Annotated in this window: 16 protein-coding genes, 5 pseudogenes and 1 riboswitch; of the genes and pseudogenes, 14 read left to right on the forward strand and 7 right to left on the reverse strand. The window is 59.8% G+C overall.

The features are described from left to right. Window positions 1-4 precede the first annotated feature (4 nt). The 4 genes from bioD (at window position 5) to panD (ending at window position 3,406) form a co-directional block, all read left to right on the forward strand. A complete protein-coding gene (gene bioD / locus EN869_RS33350; protein ID WP_126101867.1) occupies window positions 5-640 on the forward strand; it encodes a dethiobiotin synthase in 636 nt (211 codons plus the stop codon). Then, window positions 640-1,905 (forward strand): adenosylmethionine--8-amino-7-oxononanoate transaminase, encoded by a 1,266-nt coding sequence (locus EN869_RS33355; protein WP_126101868.1) that lies wholly within the window; start codon window positions 640-642, stop codon window positions 1,903-1,905. The genes bioD and EN869_RS33355 overlap by 1 nt, the downstream gene beginning before the upstream one ends. Continuing rightward, on the forward strand, window positions 1,902-2,885 hold the full coding sequence (locus tag EN869_RS33360) for a beta-ketoacyl-ACP synthase III (RefSeq protein WP_126101869.1): 984 nt from the start codon (window positions 1,902-1,904) through the stop codon (window positions 2,883-2,885). Before EN869_RS33355 ends, EN869_RS33360 begins: the two co-directional genes overlap by 4 nt. A 68-nt stretch (window positions 2,886-2,953) precedes the next feature. Next, the gene (panD, locus tag EN869_RS33365; protein ID WP_126101870.1) at window positions 2,954-3,406 is read left to right on the forward strand and encodes an aspartate 1-decarboxylase; all 453 of its coding nucleotides are present in this window, start codon (window positions 2,954-2,956) and stop codon (window positions 3,404-3,406) included. A gap of 191 nt (window positions 3,407-3,597) precedes the next feature. Here the strand turns inward: panD and EN869_RS34705 are convergent, their stop codons facing one another. Then, window positions 3,598-3,768, reverse strand: a complete 171-nt coding sequence (locus tag EN869_RS34705; protein WP_167498768.1) for a hypothetical protein — start codon at window positions 3,766-3,768, stop codon at window positions 3,598-3,600. Between the two features lie 1,146 nt (window positions 3,769-4,914). On the opposite strand from EN869_RS34705, the gene EN869_RS33370 reads away from it, so the two are divergent. Continuing rightward, window positions 4,915-5,382 carry a MucR family transcriptional regulator gene (locus tag EN869_RS33370; protein WP_126101871.1) on the forward strand — a complete coding sequence of 156 codons (468 nt, stop codon included), beginning with the start codon at window positions 4,915-4,917 and terminating at the stop codon, window positions 5,380-5,382. A gap of 212 nt (window positions 5,383-5,594) precedes the next feature. On the opposite strand, the gene EN869_RS33375 is transcribed toward EN869_RS33370, so the two are convergent. Beyond that, on the reverse strand, window positions 5,595-5,807 hold the full coding sequence (locus EN869_RS33375; RefSeq protein ID WP_126101872.1) for a cold-shock protein: 213 nt from the start codon (window positions 5,805-5,807) through the stop codon (window positions 5,595-5,597). A 511-nt stretch (window positions 5,808-6,318) separates the two neighbouring features. Here EN869_RS33375 and EN869_RS33380 point away from each other — a divergent pair. Beyond that, window positions 6,319-7,749 (forward strand): annotated as a pseudogene (locus EN869_RS33380) (NAD-dependent succinate-semialdehyde dehydrogenase). A gap of 146 nt (window positions 7,750-7,895) precedes the next feature. Here EN869_RS33380 and EN869_RS33385 read toward each other — a convergent pair. The 3 genes from EN869_RS33385 to EN869_RS33395 form a co-directional block, all read right to left on the reverse strand. After that, window positions 7,896-8,144: a DUF982 domain-containing protein gene (locus tag EN869_RS33385; protein ID WP_126101873.1), complete on the reverse strand. Its 249-nt coding sequence runs from the start codon at window positions 8,142-8,144 to the stop codon at window positions 7,896-7,898. A 235-nt stretch (window positions 8,145-8,379) separates the two neighbouring features. Further along, window positions 8,380-8,682: a DUF982 domain-containing protein gene (locus EN869_RS33390; protein ID WP_126101874.1), complete on the reverse strand. Its 303-nt coding sequence runs from the start codon at window positions 8,680-8,682 to the stop codon at window positions 8,380-8,382. A gap of 454 nt (window positions 8,683-9,136) precedes the next feature. Continuing rightward, window positions 9,137-10,765 (reverse strand): EAL domain-containing protein, encoded by a 1,629-nt coding sequence (locus EN869_RS33395; protein WP_245460087.1) that lies wholly within the window; start codon window positions 10,763-10,765, stop codon window positions 9,137-9,139. Between the two features lie 1,480 nt (window positions 10,766-12,245). Between EN869_RS33395 and EN869_RS33400 the strand changes: the two genes are divergently transcribed. Then, on the forward strand, window positions 12,246-12,674 hold the full coding sequence (locus EN869_RS33400; protein WP_126101875.1) for a hypothetical protein: 429 nt from the start codon (window positions 12,246-12,248) through the stop codon (window positions 12,672-12,674). Window positions 12,675-12,767: 93 nt separating this feature from the next. Here EN869_RS33400 and EN869_RS33405 read toward each other — a convergent pair whose 3' ends face one another. Next, window positions 12,768-13,442 carry a DUF309 domain-containing protein gene (locus EN869_RS33405; RefSeq protein WP_245460088.1) on the reverse strand — a complete coding sequence of 225 codons (675 nt, stop codon included), beginning with the start codon at window positions 13,440-13,442 and terminating at the stop codon, window positions 12,768-12,770. Window positions 13,443-13,504: 62 nt separating this feature from the next. Here EN869_RS33405 and EN869_RS33410 point away from each other — a divergent pair. Next, a pseudogene (locus tag EN869_RS33410) lies at window positions 13,505-15,155 on the forward strand (MFS transporter). A 41-nt stretch (window positions 15,156-15,196) separates the two neighbouring features. After that, a complete protein-coding gene (locus tag EN869_RS33415; protein ID WP_126101876.1) occupies window positions 15,197-15,445 on the forward strand; it encodes a DUF982 domain-containing protein in 249 nt (82 codons plus the stop codon). Window positions 15,446-15,640: 195 nt separating this feature from the next. Here the strand turns inward: EN869_RS33415 and EN869_RS35380 are convergent. Continuing rightward, window positions 15,641-15,757: pseudogene (locus tag EN869_RS35380) on the reverse strand (IS5/IS1182 family transposase); the annotation flags it as partial. A gap of 76 nt (window positions 15,758-15,833) precedes the next feature. Between EN869_RS35380 and EN869_RS33425 the strand changes: the two are divergent. The 5 genes and pseudogenes from EN869_RS33425 to EN869_RS33445 all read left to right on the forward strand — a co-directional run. Next, window positions 15,834-16,113: pseudogene (locus EN869_RS33425) on the forward strand (phasin family protein); the annotation flags it as partial. Between the two features lie 507 nt (window positions 16,114-16,620). Continuing rightward, complete coding sequence (gene queC, locus EN869_RS33430; RefSeq protein WP_126101878.1) at window positions 16,621-17,319, forward strand: 7-cyano-7-deazaguanine synthase QueC; 699 nt, start codon at window positions 16,621-16,623, stop codon at window positions 17,317-17,319. Beyond that, the gene (queD, locus tag EN869_RS33435) at window positions 17,319-17,675 is read left to right on the forward strand and encodes a 6-carboxytetrahydropterin synthase QueD (RefSeq protein ID WP_126101879.1); all 357 of its coding nucleotides are present in this window, start codon (window positions 17,319-17,321) and stop codon (window positions 17,673-17,675) included. The genes queC and queD overlap by 1 nt, the downstream gene beginning before the upstream one ends. Further along, window positions 17,672-18,410: pseudogene (queE, locus tag EN869_RS33440) on the forward strand (7-carboxy-7-deazaguanine synthase QueE). The gene queD and the pseudogene queE overlap by 4 nt, the downstream one beginning before the upstream one ends. Before the next feature lie 277 nt (window positions 18,411-18,687). Continuing rightward, a riboswitch (TPP riboswitch) is annotated at window positions 18,688-18,804 on the forward strand. Between the two features lie 104 nt (window positions 18,805-18,908). Then, on the forward strand, window positions 18,909-19,977 hold a 1,069-nt coding region (locus EN869_RS33445; protein ID WP_189342946.1), incomplete at its 3' end, for a phosphomethylpyrimidine synthase ThiC.

The following is a 19,977-nucleotide window of genomic DNA, read 5'->3' on the forward strand; positions in this document are numbered from 1 at the left end:
CGACATGACCCAACGCATCGTCATCACCGGAACAGACACCGGAATCGGCAAGACCGTGTTTTCGGCTGGGCTCGCCGGCCTGCTCGACGGCTTCTACTGGAAACCGGTGCAATCAGGTCTCGACAACGAGACTGACAGCGAGGTGGTTGCGCGGCTTGCCGGCCTGCCGCCAGGGCGCGTGCTGCCGGAGGTCTACCGCTTGAGCAAGCCCCTGTCGCCGCATCGTTCAGCTGAGATCGACGGCGTCTCGATCGAGGCTGCCGATCTTTCATTTCCGGTCCTGCCGGCGCCGCTCGTGATCGAGGGTGCGGGCGGCCTGATGGTGCCGCTCAACCGGCGCACAAGGTTCATCGACATCTTCGCTGAGTGGCGGCTGCCGGTCATTTTGTGTGCCCGCACCACGCTCGGCACAATCAACCACACGCTGCTGTCGATCGAGGCCCTTCGGGCGCGCTCCATCCCGCTGGCCGGCATCGCTTTCATCGGCGATGAGATGGCCGACACGCAACGGACAATCGTGGAAATGGGCGGTGTACCGCAGCTCGGCAGGCTGCCGTATCTCGACCCGCTGACGGACAAAACGCTGCGAGACGCAATGATTGCCGGCTTCGCCTTCGCCTCGTGCACGGGAGATCACTGATGTCGCAGTCCCGTGTGTGGCATCCCTTCACCCAGCACGCGCTAGAGCCGGTGATCCCTGAAATCGTCCTGACGGAGGGCGCCTATCTCCACAAGGCTGGCGGCACGCGCATCCTGGACGCGATTTCCTCCTGGTGGGTCGTCACGCATGGTCACCGCCATCCCCGCATCATGAAGGCCATCGAGGCGACCGCGGCGAGCCTCGACCAGATCATCTTCGCCGGCTTCACGCACAAGCCGGCCGAGCGCCTGGCCGAGGCGCTGGTCGGTCTCGCTCCTTCCGGCCTCGACCGGGTGTTCTATTCCGACAGCGGCTCGACCTCCGTCGAAGTCGCGTTGAAGATAGCGCTCGGCTATTTCGGCAACATAGGCGGGCCGCGCTCGCGGATCGTCGCCATGGAGCACAGCTATCATGGCGACACGATCGGCACGATGAGCGTCGGCGCCCGCGGCGTGTTCAACGCTGCCTACGAGCCGCTGCTGTTCGAGGTCGATACCATTCCCTTTCCGGCCGCGGGCCGCGAGCAGGAGACGCTGGATCGGTTCGAGGCCGTCAGCCGCGACCGACGCGCCGCCGCCCTGATCGTCGAGCCGCTCGTTCTTGGCGCCGGCGGCATGCTGATGTATGCGGCCTGGGTTCTGACCGAATTGAAGAAGATTGCCGAAGCCTCCGGCACGCTCGTGATCGCCGACGAAGTCATGACCGGCTGGGGGCGAACCGGAACCATGTTCGCCTGCGAGCAGGCATCCGTCTCGCCGGACATCCTGTGCACGTCGAAGGGCCTGACCGGCGGCGTGATCCCGCTGGCGGCTACGCTCGCCACCGATGCCATCTTCCAGGCCCACTATTCCGAAGACCGGAAGAAGACCTTCTTTCATTCGAGTTCCTACACTGCCAATCCGATTGCTTGCGCGGCAGCACTCGCCAATGTCGAGATCTGGCGTGACGAGCCCGTGGCCGAGCGGGTCGCGGCCTTGAGCGCGATGCAGGCCGCCGGACTTCGGCGCTTTCGCGACAATCCGTTCTTCACCGACAGCCGGACGACCGGCACGATCGCGGCGCTCGATTTGCGCGCCGGCTCTGCGGGCTATCTGGCCGAGATCGGGCCGAAGCTGCGCGCCTTTTTCCTCGAGCGCGGCCTGCTTGTTCGTCCGCTCGGCAATGTCCTCTACCTTCTCCCGCCCTATTGCATCACCGGCGACGAGTTGGACGGACTCTATGACGCGATCGAAGAAGCCGGCGAACGCTTCGGTTCGAGGCCATGAGCCGATCGTCGCGCCTTCTCGGGTTTGGTCATCATGTGCCGGCGCGCAGGGTCGAGAACCCGGAAATCGAAAACCGTCTCGGGCTCGAACTTGGCTGGATCGAGCGGCGCACCGGAATTCGCTCGCGATTCTGGGCAACGGACGAAGACACGTTGTCTGGCCTGGCCGCCCGTGCCGGCGACATGGCGCTGGCGAATGCCGGCATTGACCGCAGCGACATTGGTCTGCTGTTGCTCGCCACCTCGACGCCCGACCATCTCCTACCGCCCAGTGCGCCGCTGGTCGCACACCGGCTCGGGCTCGGCCAAGCCGGCGCGGTCGATCTGACCGGCGCCTGCGCCGGCTTCATCTATGCGCTGATGTTCGCGGATGGCTTCACCCGCCTGCACGGCAAAGCGGCCCTGGTCATCGCCGCCAACATCCTCAGCCGCCGCATCAATCCGGCCGAGCGCGCCAGCGCCGTACTGTTTGCCGATGCCGCCGGCGCCCTGGTGATTGGTCCGTGCGAGGGTCCGGATCGGGGCATTCTCGGTGCGTCGGTGGATTCGGACGGCTCGCGCTACCGGCTGATCCAGATCCCGGCGGGCGGAAGCAACATCCCATTCCAAAGTGGCCTGGATCTCGGGCAAACCCGAATGACGATGACCGACGGCCGGGAAGTCTTCGCCAAGGCTGTCGAGATGATGACCGATTGCTCGACAAGCGCGCTCGCCGCTGCCGGAGTACGCCCACAGGATGTCGACAGGTTCGTACCGCATCAGGCCAATGCCCGCATTTTCGATGCGGTCGGGAGGAACCTTGGCATTGCCGATCAAGCAATCGTCAAGACGATTGCCGAATACGGCAATTCTTCCGCCGCGACGATCCCGCTCTCCCTGTCACTGGCCCATCGGACTGAGCCGTTTCGACCGGGCGAGAAAATCCTTCTGGCGGCAGCGGGTGCTGGTCTCAGCGGCGGCGCACTCGTCGTCGTAGTTTAGCCGCATAACTGGCTGCTCCGAGAGCGGCAGGACCACCAGTCATTCATGATGGATAGGACAACAGACCAATGCGAAAAATAGTAGCCGGCAAGCTGCACGGCATCTACGTCACCGAAGCGAACCTCAACTGCCACGGGTCGATAACGCTCGACCCTGACCACTGCGAAGAAGCAGGCATCCTGCCCATGGAATTCGTGGACATATGGAACAAGAATTCCGGTGCGCGGATTTCGACCTATGTCATCCTCGGCGAACGCGGCTCACGCTGCTGCATCCTCAACGGCGCGGCGGCCCGCACCTGCCAGCCCGACGACCAGATCATTGTCTGCAACTCGATCTACCTGGACGAAGCGCATATCGCCTCGCTGAAGCCGCGGATCGTTACGTTCGACCAGGATAACCATATACTCGACCGCCTGAGCTACTCCGTCGACCTTGACGCAGATGGCCGCTACACCTTCTCGATTCTTGACGAGGCGAACGAGGTTCTGTCCATTCCTGCCCTGGTCTCCGGGGCGTGACACCCGCCGAGACTCTCCGCCCCTCGTAACTCGTACAGCGCTGAAGAGTGGACCTAAGCTTCAGGATCAATGAAGCTTCGAGGAGAGGCCCGCCGCGTCTTTAGCCACAGCGGGCTTTCGTGAGATCGCACGCAATGTCGGCATCTCCACGGTTGAGCCAACAGCCACGCGGCTCGACTCCCTGTCTGAAGTCACTTGCGGTGGCGGCTTGCAAATTCATGCTGTTTTTCGAGCGCCGCGGCCAGGTCCTTGACGACCTGGGTTTTCGTGATCTTGGCCGCCGTGTCATTAGCCGCAAGCAGCATTGTAAGTGGCCTTTCGCCGATGTGTTTTTCCGCCAGCGCAAAAGGCGCGCCAGCCATCCAACGTCTCCCCCAGACATCAGTGTTCGTCAATTGGTGGCCTGCTAGCAAGGCCGAGCCTGGCGCGTTAGCCATCGGCGAAATTCTCGGCGGGACACTGTATCTTGAACCGATGAACTGTCAGTTTGCCGTCCTCCACAATATGAACGACCCATCCCCACCGCAACGCTTGACGCGCACGTCGTTTGGTTCGCCAGCCACCATCGCTGCCCCTCATTTTCGTCGCCCTGGACCGAGACTGGAAGTCGCTCCATGCACGGCGAAAAACACGGGACCTTACGTTACGTCAAGCAGAGATTTTCTGATGGCTGATGGTTTGTCGATTTGACCACGGCGACAATTTAGGCCCCGAACGTCCGGGCGCGCGGTATCTTGCGCTCGGATCGATTTAGATGCCCAAATTTTGCATTTTAATACAGCCTTAATTATCCGCATCTAATGTGAGTGGGAACGCGTATTCAGTTCGAGTAACTCTGCAAAAAAGCCCGCCGCTCTCGCCCGCAAGAGTGGCGGGTTTTTCGGTTGGGAACACTGGTGCGGTCGGTGCGGATGCTGCCTCAGCACAAGCGCCGTGGGCGTCTTTCTTCCCTCCCCCTTTCCACCAATGTCACGATGCTACTTTTCGCGGCGAAGCGCTGGTCGAGGAGGAAGCTGAACGCGCCAACCGAAGTCCCCGGCTCTCTGATGCTGGGCACCGGGCCGTCCCCCTAAGCACGCGCTTTGGCGCCGCGGGGGTGCTCGGGCAATCGTTTCGGTCTCGACGAGATCGTTGCAGAAGAACAGGAGAACGCCTGCCCCACCTGCCAGTTCGATTCTGCTGCTTTACATGCGGCTAGTCTGTTCGCAGCCATCGGTGAGCGTGCCGGACCGGACTTCTCCGAATGATCGATTCCAATCTTCGGGATAGAAGAGATCAAGGACAGGCTTGGCTGCGTTTCAGGTCAGGATCGCTCGCTCATGCTACATCGAGCATGGATGTGCCCAACTGCGGTCGGATCAGAACGCGCAAGACGGGATGAGTCCCTATTGACCACAGTGCAGGACGAGCATCGCAATAGTCTTGACGGGGCTTTATTGCTTTCAGCGGTAACCGCCACTATGTAGCGACACTTCGCCGACTGTCTTTCAAGCCACCCGGAGAGTTTCATGACAGAAGAAGCCGACAACACCGTCGCCGTCCTCATCGAGCTCACCGCCGATGTCGTCTCAGCCTATGTCTCCAGCAATCCGGTCCCGGTGGGTGAACTCCCTGCCCTGATCGGCCAGGTGCACGCGGCACTCAAAGGCACGGCCGGCGCCAGTATTTCCGCAGAAGAACCGGAGGTTCTCAAGCCTGCCATATCGATCAGGAAGTCGGTGACGCCGGACCACATCATCTGCCTTGAGGACGGCAAGAAGTTCAAATCGCTCAAGCGCCATCTGTCGACCCATTATGGGCTGACGCCGGACGCATATCGCGCCAAATGGGGTCTGCCGGCTGATTATCCCATGGTCGCGCCGAATTACGCCGCCACGCGCTCGGCATTGGCCAAGACGATGGGTCTCGGACGCAAACCAGTAGAGCCGGAACAGCCGGCACCGGCGAAGCGGACCCGCAAGAAGGTCGCAGCTTGATTTCAGCAATCGAGCTTTGTTCTGGGGTACGCAGTTGCCATTGGCTCTGTCCGGAATATGAAAAGGCGGGGTCTATCCCGCCTTCCCTTTCAAGCCGCTTGGCTTCCCCGGGACTCCGCGCAGCCTTGCAGCAGCCTGCATTTCGCGCGACCGTCAGTACATCCGGGCGGACCGCGTCCATCCGCTGTTGACAGGAGCCAGGGGAAAAAATTTCAGCCAGCTTTGCTGAGGCTGCCAGCTGAGGACTTTCCGGTGCGGCGGTCCTGTTCGATTTCATAGTTGATCTTCTGGCCATCAGCGAGGGTCGAGAGGCCTGCTCGTTCAACGGCGGAAATGTGGACAAAAACATCCTGACCGCCATTGTCGGGCTGGATAAACCCAAATCCCTTTGTGCTGTTTAACCACTTCACCGTTCCAGTCGCCATATGCGTTTTCCTTTGTAACAAATGCAACGTCGGCAGGCCGTCAGGCCAGTCCCGATTCATAACCGAAACTTCTGCGTCAGGGCAGTAAAAACGAGAAAGTTGCAAGGCCGGTTTTGACCGGCGGCTGCAACCTCTCATGTATCGTCCAGCACCCCCCGTTGGGGCTCACGTCACGACACGCCTTGCGGCCCCGATGCGATACCTGAGAGGGACGGCGCTGCAAGCGCTACGAGCCGGGGCGACGAGAAGTTGATCGCTTGGGGCAAATGGGGGCCCAGGACGAAGCCGGTATAGAACGGTTCGGCCTCGCCGGTTCAGACGGAAGCGGGCCGTCGGCCTTTCCCGCGGCAGGTCCACCCGGCCCAAGGATGCACGATTTTCGTGAGAGGTGGTCCTATGCAAAAGCCACACGTGGGCAGTAGATGTCCCCCCGGCCGGACAGGCCAAGAGCTTTAAGGAATCGACATTGCCGCTGCTCCCGCCTTTGATCCGCCACCTCAAATCTCCTGACCTGTTTGGCAGCCTTGACCGCCTGCCGGCGCTTGGCAAACCAGTCAGTGAGCGCACATTTGTGGTCCTCACCCATCGACAGGCGAAGTGCTGGCAGAGCTTCCCGACATGGGCGTCGAGGAGACACGCACTGCGATCGATAGAGCATATAGAGCGCAGCCTGGATGGGCGGCATTGACGGCCCGTGAACGCAGCGACGTTCTGTGGCGCTGGCATCAGCTGATTATCGACCACGCCGATGACCTTGCCGCGAGTATTGACCGCGGAAATGGGCAAGCCCCTTGCCGAGGCTAACTCGGAAGTGTCGCATGCGGCGGCGTACCTGCAATGGTACGCCGAAGAGGCCAACCGCATCTATGGCGAGACGATCTCCGCGCCATCGACGGACCGTCGCCTGCTGGTGATCAAGCAGCCGATCGGCGTCGTCGGCACGATTACGCCGTGGAATTTCCCGGCCTCCATGGTGGCGCGCAAGATCTCGCCGGCCTTGGCCGCGGGCTGCACGATCGTGCTGAAACCCGCTGAACAGACGCCGCTCGTGGCGGGTGCAATGTTTGCCCTTGCGCATGAGGCTGGCTTTCCCGAAGGCGTGGTCAACCTGATCTATGCGTCTGAAGGCGATGCCGTCGGCCGTGAACTCTGCACAAACCCCAAGGTCCGCAAGATCAGCTTCACCGGCTCGACCGAGGTCGGCCGACTGCTCATGCGCCAATGCTCGGACCAGATCAAGAAGGTCAGTCTCGAGCTCGGCGGCAATGCGCCTTTCATCGTCTTTGACGATGCAGTCGTCGATGCGGCAGTCGACGGTGCTATCCAGGCCAAGTTCCGCAACGCGGGTCAAACCTGCGTTTCCGCAAACCGCCTTTACGTCCAATCGGGCGTTCACGATGAATTTGTCGACAAATTCGTGGAGCGGGTTCGCCAGCTCCAGGTTGGTGACGGTTTCGATCCAGGTGTCGCCATTGGCCCGCTGATCGACAGGCATGCGCTCACCAAGATCGAATCGCACATCGCCGATGCCGTCGCAAAAGGCGGTACAATTCGCCGCGGGGGCGAACGCATTGGCAAGGATGGCACGTTTTTCCAACCGACGGTCCTCACTGAAGTCTCCAGCGAGATGACCATTGCGCAAGAGGAGACATTCGGGCCGCTGGCCCCAACCATTCGCTTCGACGATGCGGATCAGGTTGTGCACGAGGCCAATGACACGATCTACGGCCTCGCCGCTTACTTCTATGCCTCGAACCTGCTGCGTGTCTGGCGTGTGGCCGAGGCATTGGAGTATGGCATGGTGGGCATCAACACGGGACGCATGTCATCGGAAGCCGCACCCTTCGGCGGGATGAAGCAGTCCGCCATCGGACGGGAGGGTTCGCGCCACGGGCTCGAGGATTACCTCGAAATGAAATACCTCTGCATGGGCGGCATCTGAAGCATCCGCATGTCAGCCGTCAGATCTTTGCTCTCAAGCTTCCGCTCGCCACCCGAGAACCGAATTCGAACTGAAGAGCCATCATGGTTGCAACCCAAACAGCTGTCCCTGATGGTCAGTCAGCAGTTCCTGAGCATCCCGGCTTTCTAATCGCCGCGAAGTATCTTTGCTTCAAGCGCGGCTGCCACGAAAGCTCTTCGAGCCGCTGCTGGATAAGTCTCCCCACGCAACACCTGCAGACAGGCGTCCATCGCGGCCTTCCGTTTCACGGTCTGACGTTGAAGATCCCGTAGCAAGATAGCGGCCGCGTCATTGACCTCGAACACGATCCGCTCTGAGCTGTGGTGGCTAACCTGAACAACGACTGGCCTCTCAAATCTGCTCAAGCCGGTCATTTCTCCGCTCCTGTGAGGCGAATAGGCCTCGGTCGCACTTCTTTGCCGAGCCGAATCGGCTCGCTGCATCTTCGTCGCTGAACTTAGCCACTCGCGACCGATGTGCGGTTGTCTGATTCACGGCGAGATTGCGTGAGACTGCCGTTTTGCCGTTAATGTCGAGACCTGTTCCTGCTTTCGGCTATCCCTGAAATCCCGACACAATGCCCCCCTCAGCGTGCCCCGTGCCAGACTCCTATACCTGCACTTTTCCACGGCCGGACTTGCAGGCAGAGAGCCATTGCATGGCGGAAATTGCATCTTCCAATATGGCGGCCCGTTTCGCAAAGCCGAAAAAGGCATTGCGCGCTGCGCTTACAGGTTTTCGCCCATCGTATGCGTCATAGCAGGTCCTGAGGGCGGCTTCGTGGATCAGGTCTCTGCGATCTTCTGGCCATTCATTGAGGAAGTCGACGGCGTCCGCAAGGCTGGCAATCTCCTGCACGATGTAGGTTGCACGCTTCACAAAAACTGGGCTGCTGAAAGCCTCTGGGTTCATTCGTTCCTCCCGACCTGCTGAACAGCTGGTTTGCGTGAACAGGTGCCTCATCGACAACTCGCCGACCATTGCAGAATGTGTTGTCAGAGCAATGACGGTTTAAGAGGAAAGCAGCGGCGTACGAAACGCTTGATACATCCTCCGGCGTTGACCCGCCACCAGGATCCGGCACCGCCTCTCGGGAAAAGGTGGCTCATATGAATGCCGAGAGATCGCGCGATCTCCAAAACTGGCCTCAGCCTCAAACGTCGCTGCGACCAGCCGCTCCTTCTCCTCCCGAAACCAGCGCCGGCGCCGCTCGACCGACGTGATCACCTCGATCTGATGCTTCGTCACAGGGCTACTTCCAGTGCTCGCATGGACTTGCGGCCTTCAGCCTACCTGAGCAAGGCGGTCGTCACCGTCGAGATACGAGACAACCAGACCATCGCCGCCAAAGTGTCGGTCCTGCTATTTAAGTATCTAGCTCCTGACCAACCGGCTCCGCGGCAATGCCAGGAATTTCGCTTATCCGGACAGGTTTCCCGATTAAATAGCCTTGAGCTTCATCACATCTGACGCATCGCAGATAGTCGAGCTGTTCGGGAGTTTCTACGCCTTCGGCTGTTACCTCAATTCGAAGCTCATGTGCCAACTCAACCAATGATCTTACAATCGCGGCACAGTCCGCATCGGTGAGCATATCCTGGACAAAAGATCGGTCGATCTTGAGCCGCGAAAGCGGCAATTTACGAAGATAGGTCAGTGATGAATAGCCGGTGCCAAAATCGTCAAGAGCAACTGTGACGGATAGGGAAATTAACGATTGTAATAATGAAATCGTTTCTTCAAAATTCGAAATCAGCACAGTTTCTGTGATCTCGACCTCGAGTCTTCGGGGGTCCAAACCGGCTTCAGCCAAGGCCACTACAATTCCATCCAGCAAGGCTTTATTCCTAAGCTGCACTACCGACAAGTTGACGGAGACCCGCAAGTCGCGCGGCCAGCGCGCCGCTGCCAAACAAGCCGTTTTGACGACCCAGTGTCCGATGGAGTGAATCAAATCCGTTTCTTCAGCGATGGGTATGAACTCTGTCGGAGGGATCTGGCCAAGGGTCGGATGCTGCCATCGCAGAAGCGCTTCAAAACCTCGGATGCGATCGCTCCCGAGGTCGAGAAAGGGTTGAAATGCGAGCCAAAGCTGGTCGTTGGCAAGCGCAGATGCCAGATCGCGTTCAAGGGCATGGCGCCTGGCAGCAGCTTCATCGTCGCTTGGGCTGAAAAACTGGATGGACCCCGCCCCCAGCGTCTTAGCCCTGTGTAGCGCGGTATCGACGCACCGCAGGAGTTGGTTGGCATCCAAACCGTCAGTGGGCGCCAAAGCGATACCTATAGAGGCCCTGCAATATATTTCGCGCCCTTCGATCAAGAACGGGGCGCGCATGGCCTCTATGATCTGTTTGGCCAAGGACCTGATTTGATCTGGCCTGATATCGCGCGTAGCGATTATTGCAAATTCGCCGCCCTCCAATCTCGCAATGCCATCGCTCTCCCGCGTCGATCTCCGAAGTCTCGCAGCCACTTCAACCAAAAGGGCATCCGCCATGGCTCGGCCAAAGCGATCATTCACCTCGGCAAAATTGTTAAGATCGAACAAAAGCAACGCAAAGTGCTGGTCAAACTGCTTTGCGTCCACCAACGCGTTCTCCAGCCGCTCGTTGAAGCTGAACCGGTTTGGCAAACTCGTTAGAACATCCCTGCGAATGGCATTTTCGCTTTCCGCTTGCAGAATGAAGCGTCGGGTAAATTCGACCGCGTGAGCGAGCACTGCGCGAAACAGCGTGATGGCGTAGCTCACTATCAGGATTGCGACGAGCAGATTGATGGCGCCTTCCACCCACGCAATCGCAAGCATCGAACCGACGAAGATCGGCAGCGTATACGCGACGGCCGCAATGGGAATCGTGTAAAAAGAAGCGGCACCGCCCGCGATCATCCCGGCGCTCAGGCAGGTAATGACAACCTGGGCGGCACTTGTTGCCCCGCTGAAGAACAGAACGGGAAGTGCTCCCCACCAAGTGCCGAACAGGAAGGCGTTCCGCACCAGGTTTTGTGTTGCTCGGCGAGACACCGACCGGGTTTGACTGACTGAAACGATGATCTCGCTCTTAGGCCTACGAACCCAGCGGCGGCGATGATGACACTCGCCCAGAGGATGGCTTTCGTTTGGTCGGGCGAGCCCCAAAGCGCCATAACAAGAGTGGCCGCATTGAGTATGTTCGCAACCATGCCAAGAGGCGTGTTGCGAAGCACGATACTGACCTGCTCCGCCCTGATTCGGCCGGCAAGTGGTTCGATCGTCGAGGGCCCGCCAAAAGCCCGCAAATCTCCCGCCAGAAGGTCACCGAACCTTGCGGCAGACCGACGCTGCATCACTCTTTCACTCCCCCGCGCTAGAGTAGGTGCTTCGTGTGGGTCCCTAGCACAGAGCAATTCGGAAAAAGTAAATTTCAACCGCGAAATTTGGATACCCAAGTTGCGAAGCCAAGAGCTCCCAAAATTCAAAGATAGCGAAAATCGCGATGCTCCCTTAGGACATAGCCGACCTAACCTGATCCATGTTTTCGTAATTGTGGCGGTTGGCGAATCGGGCTTTCTGTTTCGACGCATGCCAGGCTAAGCTGGCTCAATGAGCCGGCTTATACTCGAAGGGATCGAAATTCGTCGATGGTTTCGATCTCGCCGTCTTCGAGTTCGTCGATCGGGAGAAAACCGCTATCCCGACCGCGTACGTCTCGATGCAGAATGGGCGCGCCGGGCGCGCCGTAAATGGGAACGCCTGATTGTAGGCTTTGCAGTATGTTTGCCTCAGGCTACGGGCGTGAGGCGGACCCAGCGGAGGCCGTCTATGTCGAGCTACGCTTGCGGTCGACGATGTCGCCGGCGGAGCTCGAGGTCCAGCGCAGGGGCTACGCTGCCGCTCTACACTGACGACCGGTGATCCAGGCAATCGAGCAGGGTGCCCACGCACCACCCCGCGCGTCTGGATCAACGACAATGAGGGCTGTGGAACAAGCCTGGTCAGCGCCACCTCTTGCGACTTCTCAACCCGGTGAAGGGAAGCCGAGGCGATGTGCCCCAAGTGCGGCTTTGGGATTGCCGAGCGGTTGTCGAGCGGCAATCTGTGCCCGGCCACTCGTGCCACCCGGCATGCTTCCATCAACAGCATGAATCGATCGCTCGTGATCGATTCCGAAAATGCGTTGGACGCGTCTGATGCACTCGGGAACATGGAGGTATGGATAGGAGCGGCCACCATCTTCATTGCATTCTGAATCTTTTGCGGCTTCGCGATGGGCCCAGCAAAGGCGACTGCGTGGGCGATATGATCGTCATGACGATCATGCTGACAGGACAAGAGATCGGGAGCGTAGGCCCAGGCGTCGGAGGTGAGCAGCTCTCGTCATGGCTTGGACGGCGGCAACGTCTCCGAAAACCTTTGGAGAATGCGTGGCTGCGGGTGGACGAAGGCGTGCGCTCCGCCTAGAGGACACTCGCAACTCCCCTAAATCCACGAGATCACCATGAGGCAGCCGCAGCGCCCCTTTGTCGTCGAGATCAAACAGAAGCGTGAGCTCGTGAAGCGGCCACAGTCGATCTGGGGCGGCATCGACCTGGCTGCCATCGCGAACGAACTCTCCGAAGCGAAGAAGGAAGGTGCGATCGCTGAAGCGACGCCGCAGCCGATTTTTGCCGAGGATGGTCGTCCACAGCCCATGCCTACCACCGGCGAAGCTGCATCCGATGCCAAGGACGAGATCGTACCCGACGGATCGCTTCCCAAGCCGCCGACGGTTGAGGAAGCGCCGATGGCGGAAGCATCGCACGAACAGACTGGGCGCAGACGAACCCGCAAGTTAAAGCGGTGGCAGAAAGATGTTTCTTTGCCGCGAGGTCAACGATGGAAGCGGCGCCTGCCATGGGTCCTCCGCCAGAGCCGGGCTCAGCGGTAGGTCGACTGCGCCAGGATTGAAGCCCTTGTCAAACTGTTCACGACAGACGCAGCAGTGCGTCCAAGTAACGAAGACGTCCGTACTGGCCATCCATCAGCTCCTCTCGGAGTTCGGTGCGAGAATGAAATCGAAAACGGGCTCAGGCAGCTGGCCAGGCATCGGCTCTCGCAAAGCAGTCGGGAACGTTGTGGCCGCTTCGGCCTCTGCCGCGAGCGCGGCAGGTGTGATTCCGAGTGCGGCCTCAAAGGGCCGGCTCGGCAGAAGCGCCACCCGACGAAAAAGCCCTGCAGCTCTTGCCGCATGCCGCAAGGCAGCGGCCCGCTTTCCCTCGCGGATCTTCACCCCGGCCGCCGCCAACAGGATCAATGCCTTGAAGAACAGGCGATGCTGGGCGCTTTGTTTCGCAGCATGCCAAAGAGGCTCCCAAGCCTCATGAGCTTCCCAGTAATACCCGTGGTTGAAAAGGTCGATTCCCCATCGGAACACGTTTGAACTGAGTGATTCCTCGACTGTAACAAGGGTGACCGGGTCGCTTTGATAACTGTGACCCAACGGGTCGCGAACCGGATGTGGATGTTTGCCAGGCAGGTATGCGTAGCCCGGAAAATTCTTTTCAGGCAGCAGGCGAGGACGTGACATGGACCCAGCAATCATGAAAGCGCGTTGGTGGCAATTCCAGATAAAGCAATCGCTTGCGCCAGAGTGCCAGCGGTAAAGAAATATCTTGCGCTGCCCCGACAAAATGCGCTCATGGTGCCATTCCTCCATGGGCACGTGGGCCGGGAGGGCACCTCTAACACGACCGATAGACCAAGGGAGGGCTCAACCCAATGAGCAGGGTGGCGCGCGAAGATGCGAGTCCGGCTTCGTCGGCGACATTTGCGCCGCTCGAGAATGCGACCTTTCGTTCGATCTGGCTTGCCACACAGGTCGCCAGCCTTGGCTGGCTCATTCAAACCGTCGCCATCAGTTGGCTGATGGCGACCATTTCGACGTCGGACGTCATGGTCGCCTTGGTGCAGGCTTCGACCACACTGCCCGTATTCGTCCTGTCGATTATCGCCGGGGTCCTGGCTGACAACTACAGCCGCCGCAATCTCATGTTCGCCGGCTGGTTGCGCGATAGCATTGTCCTCGGCGATGCTGACTGTTCTTGCGGCCGTGGGGATTTTCAATCCATGGATGGTTCTCGCATTCAGCTGTTTGGCCGGAGCGGGAGCCGCGTTCACCGATCCTGCCTGGCACGCGTCGGTGGGCGATATCTTGCGAAAACGCGAAGTCCCAGCCGCGGTCACGCTGATCTCGGTTGGATACAACGCCGTTCGAAGCGTCGGCCCGGCGCTCGGTGGCATCGTCGTTGCCTCCTTTGGACCTCTGACAGCTTTCGCTGTGGCGACGCTGACCTATGTAGCGCTGCTGTGGACCATAGGGCGCCGCAAATGGGATGTTCGCGCCTCACCTCTCCCGCGCGAGCCATTGACCACTGCTATTCATGACGGAGCGCGCTTCACGGCCCTGTCGGCGGAGATCAAGGCGGCAATCGCGCGTGGTGCGCTTTTTGGCCTGACCAGCATCTCCATACTCGCGCTCCTGCCTCTCGTTGCCCGCAATCAACTAGGGGGAGGACCAATCGTTTATGGTGTCCTGATGGCCGGCTTCGGAACAGGCGCCTTGTGCGTCGGCATTTGCAACAATGTCTTGAGGCGGTCTCTGTCCCAGGAGCGGCTGACAACACTGGCATGCATTGCCTGTGCGGCGTGTTGTCTGTCTCTTGCTCTCACTTCCTCAGTGGTGGTGGCGGCTATTGCGCTGGCGCTCGGCGGCGCGGGCTGGGTCGTCACCTGGACGGGGCTCGACGTGAGTGTCCAATTGGCAAGCCCAAGGTGGGTCGTCGGTCGCACGCTCTCGATCCACTATGCCCTTTCGTCTGGCGGTATCGCGGCCGGCAGTTGGCTGTGGGGCACGGTGGCCGAGAACTATTCGCTTACCTTAGCCCTCGAGGTTTCCGCTGTCGCGCTCGTAATGGTCGCGGCCACCGGGTTGCTGATGCCTATCCGTCAATGGCAGGACTCTGATCAGGATCCTTTTGGCTTCGAAACGCCGCAGCTCGCTCTCGACCTGAAGCCGAGAAGCGGGCCGATCGTCGTTAAGATCGAGTACTCAATACCGGAGGCAAACGTCGAAGCTTTCCTGGACCGGATGCAGGAACGACGGCGCGTGCAAAGCCGCGTCGGTGCGCGGCACTGGAATCTCCAGCGCGATCTTCAGGATCCTTCGCTTTGGACAGAAACCTTTCGCGCGCCGACCTGGATGGACTATCTGCGCCTGAACCATCGCCTGACGACCGCGGACAAGGAGTTGGATCAACATCTGTTCGAATTGAACATGGGAATTGCGCCTCGTACCAAGCTTTCAATTGAGCGACCGACCGGGGCAACCCGCAAGCGGGATCAATCGACGCGATTTTTCTTCCGGCTGTGATCGCAGGCTCTGGGTTGGTACGGCTTGGAGGGCGAGGCGAAATGACCGGCTTAACAAAATTTGAGAGGCCAGTCGTGATTCAGATTGGTCGCCATCGCAAAGAACGTTTCGTGTTCGATGTCAATGATGCGGCCACCATCCTCCTGCGGGATTTTGGTCTCCAGACGGAGAAGCGCAGGACAGCTATGGATGCCTGTCTGAAGGTACTACGAGGTGAGGCCTATCCACCCACCGCCCGCAGGGCCTTCGTCACGGCCGCGCGCGAAGCAAATATCCTACGCGGCGATTGACGGGTCAAAAATCATATCGTTCATGAGTTCCTCTATCAGCTGAACGAGCGTTTAAGACGTCGCGCCCGCGTCGTCCGACGCTGACCGAAGCGGCGTGAAAATATGTAAAGAGCCGCTTTGGCAGTCAAGAATGCACCGGTCTGCGTCTTCGGCAACGCCCGCAAGTAGCGGAAAGTCTTCGCCCGAAATCAGTCCGATCTCCTGGGTGAACGCGCCGATCTTTTGAATCGCGCCCTTAAGCTTCGGTCCGACACAGCCGCGGTCGGCGAAGACGTGTCGCAGCCACGGCCCGCGTTCGAGAAAGTTCTTGAGGTATTCGTGCAGCACGAGGTGCAGCCCACTCGCGCAAATTCATGTCAGCTTCATAAATCCGTTGCTGCGATTTCGTGAAATGGCCAAGACCACCAGCAACGAGATGCTCCTGAAGACGATTGCGGCTCTGCAAGCCAATGCCGAAGCCGGCTTCACGCACCTCGAAGCTTTGGTTGCCGTGAAGTCGCCGTCCGAGTTCTTCGAACTGCAAAGCGCATTCCTGCGCAAACAGATCGAGAAGTCCGCTGAGCAGGCCAAGGCCATCCAGGCATTGATGTTGAGAGCTAGCGAGGAACGTATCCAAGCCGATCAAGGATGCCTTTGAGAAGGCTTTGAAGGAACGCAAGGCCGCCTGATTCTTTAAGGCAACCCGAGACCGAAAGTCAGTACCTCGTCCACTGAGACACCTCGCGCCGGTCTTCTTCCATCTGGTCGGACGGCTTTGTCTGCCCGACCGCATCGCAGTGACGTCGTCCTCACGATTTTCGGCGCCTCTTGGCCTCTAGTTCCGGTGGGCATTAGTCGCGGTTCTCCTCGCTGTAGCGGACAAGCCGCGCGATTTGTTCATGCAATGAGATGGTGCGCGACCAGTCGGGGAATGCACCGCTTGTCGCCGTCTCGACAATCGCGCTGCGCACCGGTTTGGGGGGCTCCTACCAATGCACGAAGGTCGCGGCGACCCCAGCCGCTTGGCGGTCGACGATGCGCGACAAGTCGCGTGCAAGTCGTGTTGGGGACGCTGACACCAAGGTACGTGCGCCTCAATCGCGTCCACCCATTCACAAAACCGGCTCCGTGGAGTACGGGGAACGCAGAGAAATCTCCGGTCGCAGCCTTACCCGGTCAAAACAAGGACTCAAACCATGAATGCCCTCGTCATCTGCTCCGGCGGATTGGATTCCGTTTCGCTCGCTCACAAGGTGGCGACCGAGCAGAAACTCATTGGCCTGCTTTCGTTCGATTACGGCCAGAGGCACAAAAAGGAACTCGGCTTTGCCTCTATCTGCGCCAAACGGCTGGGTGTTCCGCACCAAATCGTCGATATCCGCGATGTCGGCCGGAACCTGAGCGGCTCGGCGCTGACTGATAGTGTGGATGTGCCCGACGGGCACTATGCCGAAGACCCTATGAGGATCACGGTGGTGCCGAACAGGAACGCCATCATGCTGGCTATCGCCTTCGGGGTTGCCGCCGCGCAGCAAGCCGATGCGGTGGCCACTGCCGTGCACGGCGGAGATCATTTCATCTATCTCGATTGCCGGCCCGCTTTTATCGACGCCTTTCAGACGATGCAGAACCACGCGCTCGCAGGTTACGCCGATATCCGCCTTTACGCCCCCTATGTGAATATGTCGAAGGCCGACATCGTTAGCGAGGGGGCAAAGTACGCCACACCGTTCGAGGCGACGTGGTCCTGCTACAAGGGCGGCGCACGTCATTGCGGTCGCTGCGGGACATGCATCGAACGGCGCGAAGCATTCGATCTAGCCGGCATTGCCGATCCGACAGACTATGAGGACGCGGACTTCTGGCTCCACGCTGTCCAGACAAGGAGCGCGTGATGTTTCGCATTACCAAAGAGTTCCACTTCTCGGCCTCGCATCAGCTCACCTCCTTGCCATCCGATCATCAGTGCGCGCGTCTACACGGCCACAACTACATCGTCGTAGTGGAACTTTCAGGTGGAGAACTGGACGAACATGGCTTTGTGCGCGACTACCAAGACCTGGCGGCGCTCAAGCACTACATCGATGGGACGTTCGACCATCGGCATCTTAACGACGTCCTGGGGCATGACCGTGTCACAGCGGAATGTCTGGCCAGGCACTTCTACGACTGGTGCAAGGTGCGGTTACCACAAACCTCCGCCGTGCGGGTGAGCGAGACGCCGAAAACCTGGGCGGAATACCGGCCATGACCTGCGCGTTGCAGCCCGGAATCCGCGTGAGCGAGATTTTTGGGCCGACCATTCAGGGCGAAGGAATGCTGATCGGCCTGCCGACGGTGTTCGTAAGAACGGGCGGGTGCGATTATCGCTGTTCCTGGTGCGACAGCCTGCATGCGGTGGACAGTCGCTTCCGCTATGATTGGGAGATGATGTCAACCGATGATGGTCTGGCAAAAGGTCATTTCGTTTTCCGGCGGTCAGCCCGTGATGGTGTCGCTGTCGGGCGGCAATCCGGCCATCCAGCCGCTTGGCCGGTTGATCGAGCGCGGGCATGGTGAGGGCTACCGCTTTGCGTTGGAAACCCAAGGCTCGGTGCCTAAGCAATGGTTCGCGGATCTCGACGTGCTGGTGCTCAGCCCCAAGCCGCCCTCAAGCGAAATGACGACAGATTGGGCCGTGTTCGACACCTGCGTCGAGGCTGCGCAGGATAAGCCGCGGATGGCGCTCAAGCTCGTCGTCTTCGACGATGATGACTATGCCTATGCCAAAGACGCGGCGGCGCGCTACCCGCAATTACCCGTCTATCTGCAGCCCGGCAACCACACGCCGCCGCTTCCCGGTAACGAAGACGCGTTCATCGACATGGCCGGCGTGATGAAGCGAATGGAATGGCTGGTCGAAAAGGTGATCCGTGACAGGTGGTTCGAGGCGCGTGTACTGCCGCAGCTTCATGTTCTGCTCTGGGGGAACAAACGGGGCGTCTAGCCACGCGGAAGGATTGCCGATGACGAGCAAGACAGACATCTAAAGCAATCTCACCCAATTGGGCGATAGCAACGTCGGTTCGGCAAGCCCGAAATGCCGTGCTGGAAAAGGTTTCGAATCCGCATGATGGTTCGCCTATCGTGGGCGCTTCGCCGCTCCTCTAGGGGTGACTTGTCCCCGACGCATGCGCGAGCTTTTCTGCCCGGTCTGATTGGCCGCCGATCAGCGCCGCGGGCCAAATGCGCTTGACAAAATAGCGCCGGCCCGTTCAATTCGGCGCATTCACCAGGGGAGTCCCGGCAAGGGGCTGAGATACTGCTGGCTTTCGCGGCGCAGTGACCCGTTGAACCTGATCCAGTTCATACTGGCGTAGGGACGGTGCAAGCGCTTTTGCGGGAGTTTACGCCCGATATCCTGTTTCGGCAGGTCGACAGAAGCGTCTTTTCATCCTTCCGGCACAGAACTGGGTCTCCAATGCATGAGCAAAGGAGCCTCACGATGAATGCCCTCACCCCCGCCGTATCGACGGGACCGCTGCCCGCCTCACGGAAAATCCACAAGTCCGGCGTCCTTTATCCGCACATCAAAGTGCCGATGCGAGAAATCTCCGTCCATCCGACGGCGGGTGAACCGCCCGTCACCGTCTATGATCCGTCCGGCCCCTATACGGACCCGACTGTCGAAACCAGCATCGAAAAAGGCCTTGCCCGGCTTCGCCATGAATGGATTACGGCACGCGGCGATGTCGAAGCCTATGACGGCCGTCATGTCCGGCCGGAAGACAACGGATTCGCGGCGGGCGAGCGCCTGACACCGGAATTTCCCGTTCGCAACCGGCCGCTCAGGGCCAAGGCCGGCAAGGCGGTGACCCAGCTTGCCTATGCGCGCGCCGGCATCATCACGCCAGAAATGGAGTTCGTAGCCATCCGCGAGAATCTCGGCCGCGAGGTGATGCGCGGCAAGCTGCAACGCGACGGCGAAGCCTTCGGCGCGGCGATCCCAGATTTCGTCACACCCGAATTCGTGCGCGACGAAGTGGCGCGCGGACGCGCAATCATTCCCGCCAACATCAACCATCCAGAGAGCGAACCGATGATCATCGGGCGAAATTTCCTGGTGAAGATCAACGCCAACATCGGTAACTCGGCTGTCACATCATCGATGGCCGAAGAGGTCGAAAAAATGGTCTGGGCGATCCGCTGGGGCGCGGACACGGTGATGGACCTGTCGACCGGCCGCAACATCCACAACATCCGCGACTGGATCGTGCGCAATGCGCCGGTGCCGATCGGTACGGTGCCGCTCTATCAGGCGCTGGAAAAGGTCAACGGCATCGCCGAGGATCTGAACTGGGAGGTCTACCGCGACACGCTGATCGAGCAGGCCGAGCAAGGCGTCGACTATTTCACCATCCACGCCGGCGTGCGGCTGCACTACATCCCGCTGACCGTCGACCGGGTCACGGGCATCGTCTCGCGCGGCGGCTCGATCATGGCCAAATGGTGCCTGCACCATCACCGGGAGAGCTTCCTCTACGAGCATTTCGAGGAGATCTGCGACATCGCCA

Source organism: Mesorhizobium sp. M2D.F.Ca.ET.226.01.1.1, from assembly GCF_004022705.2.
Classification (GTDB): domain Bacteria; phylum Pseudomonadota; class Alphaproteobacteria; order Rhizobiales; family Rhizobiaceae; genus Mesorhizobium.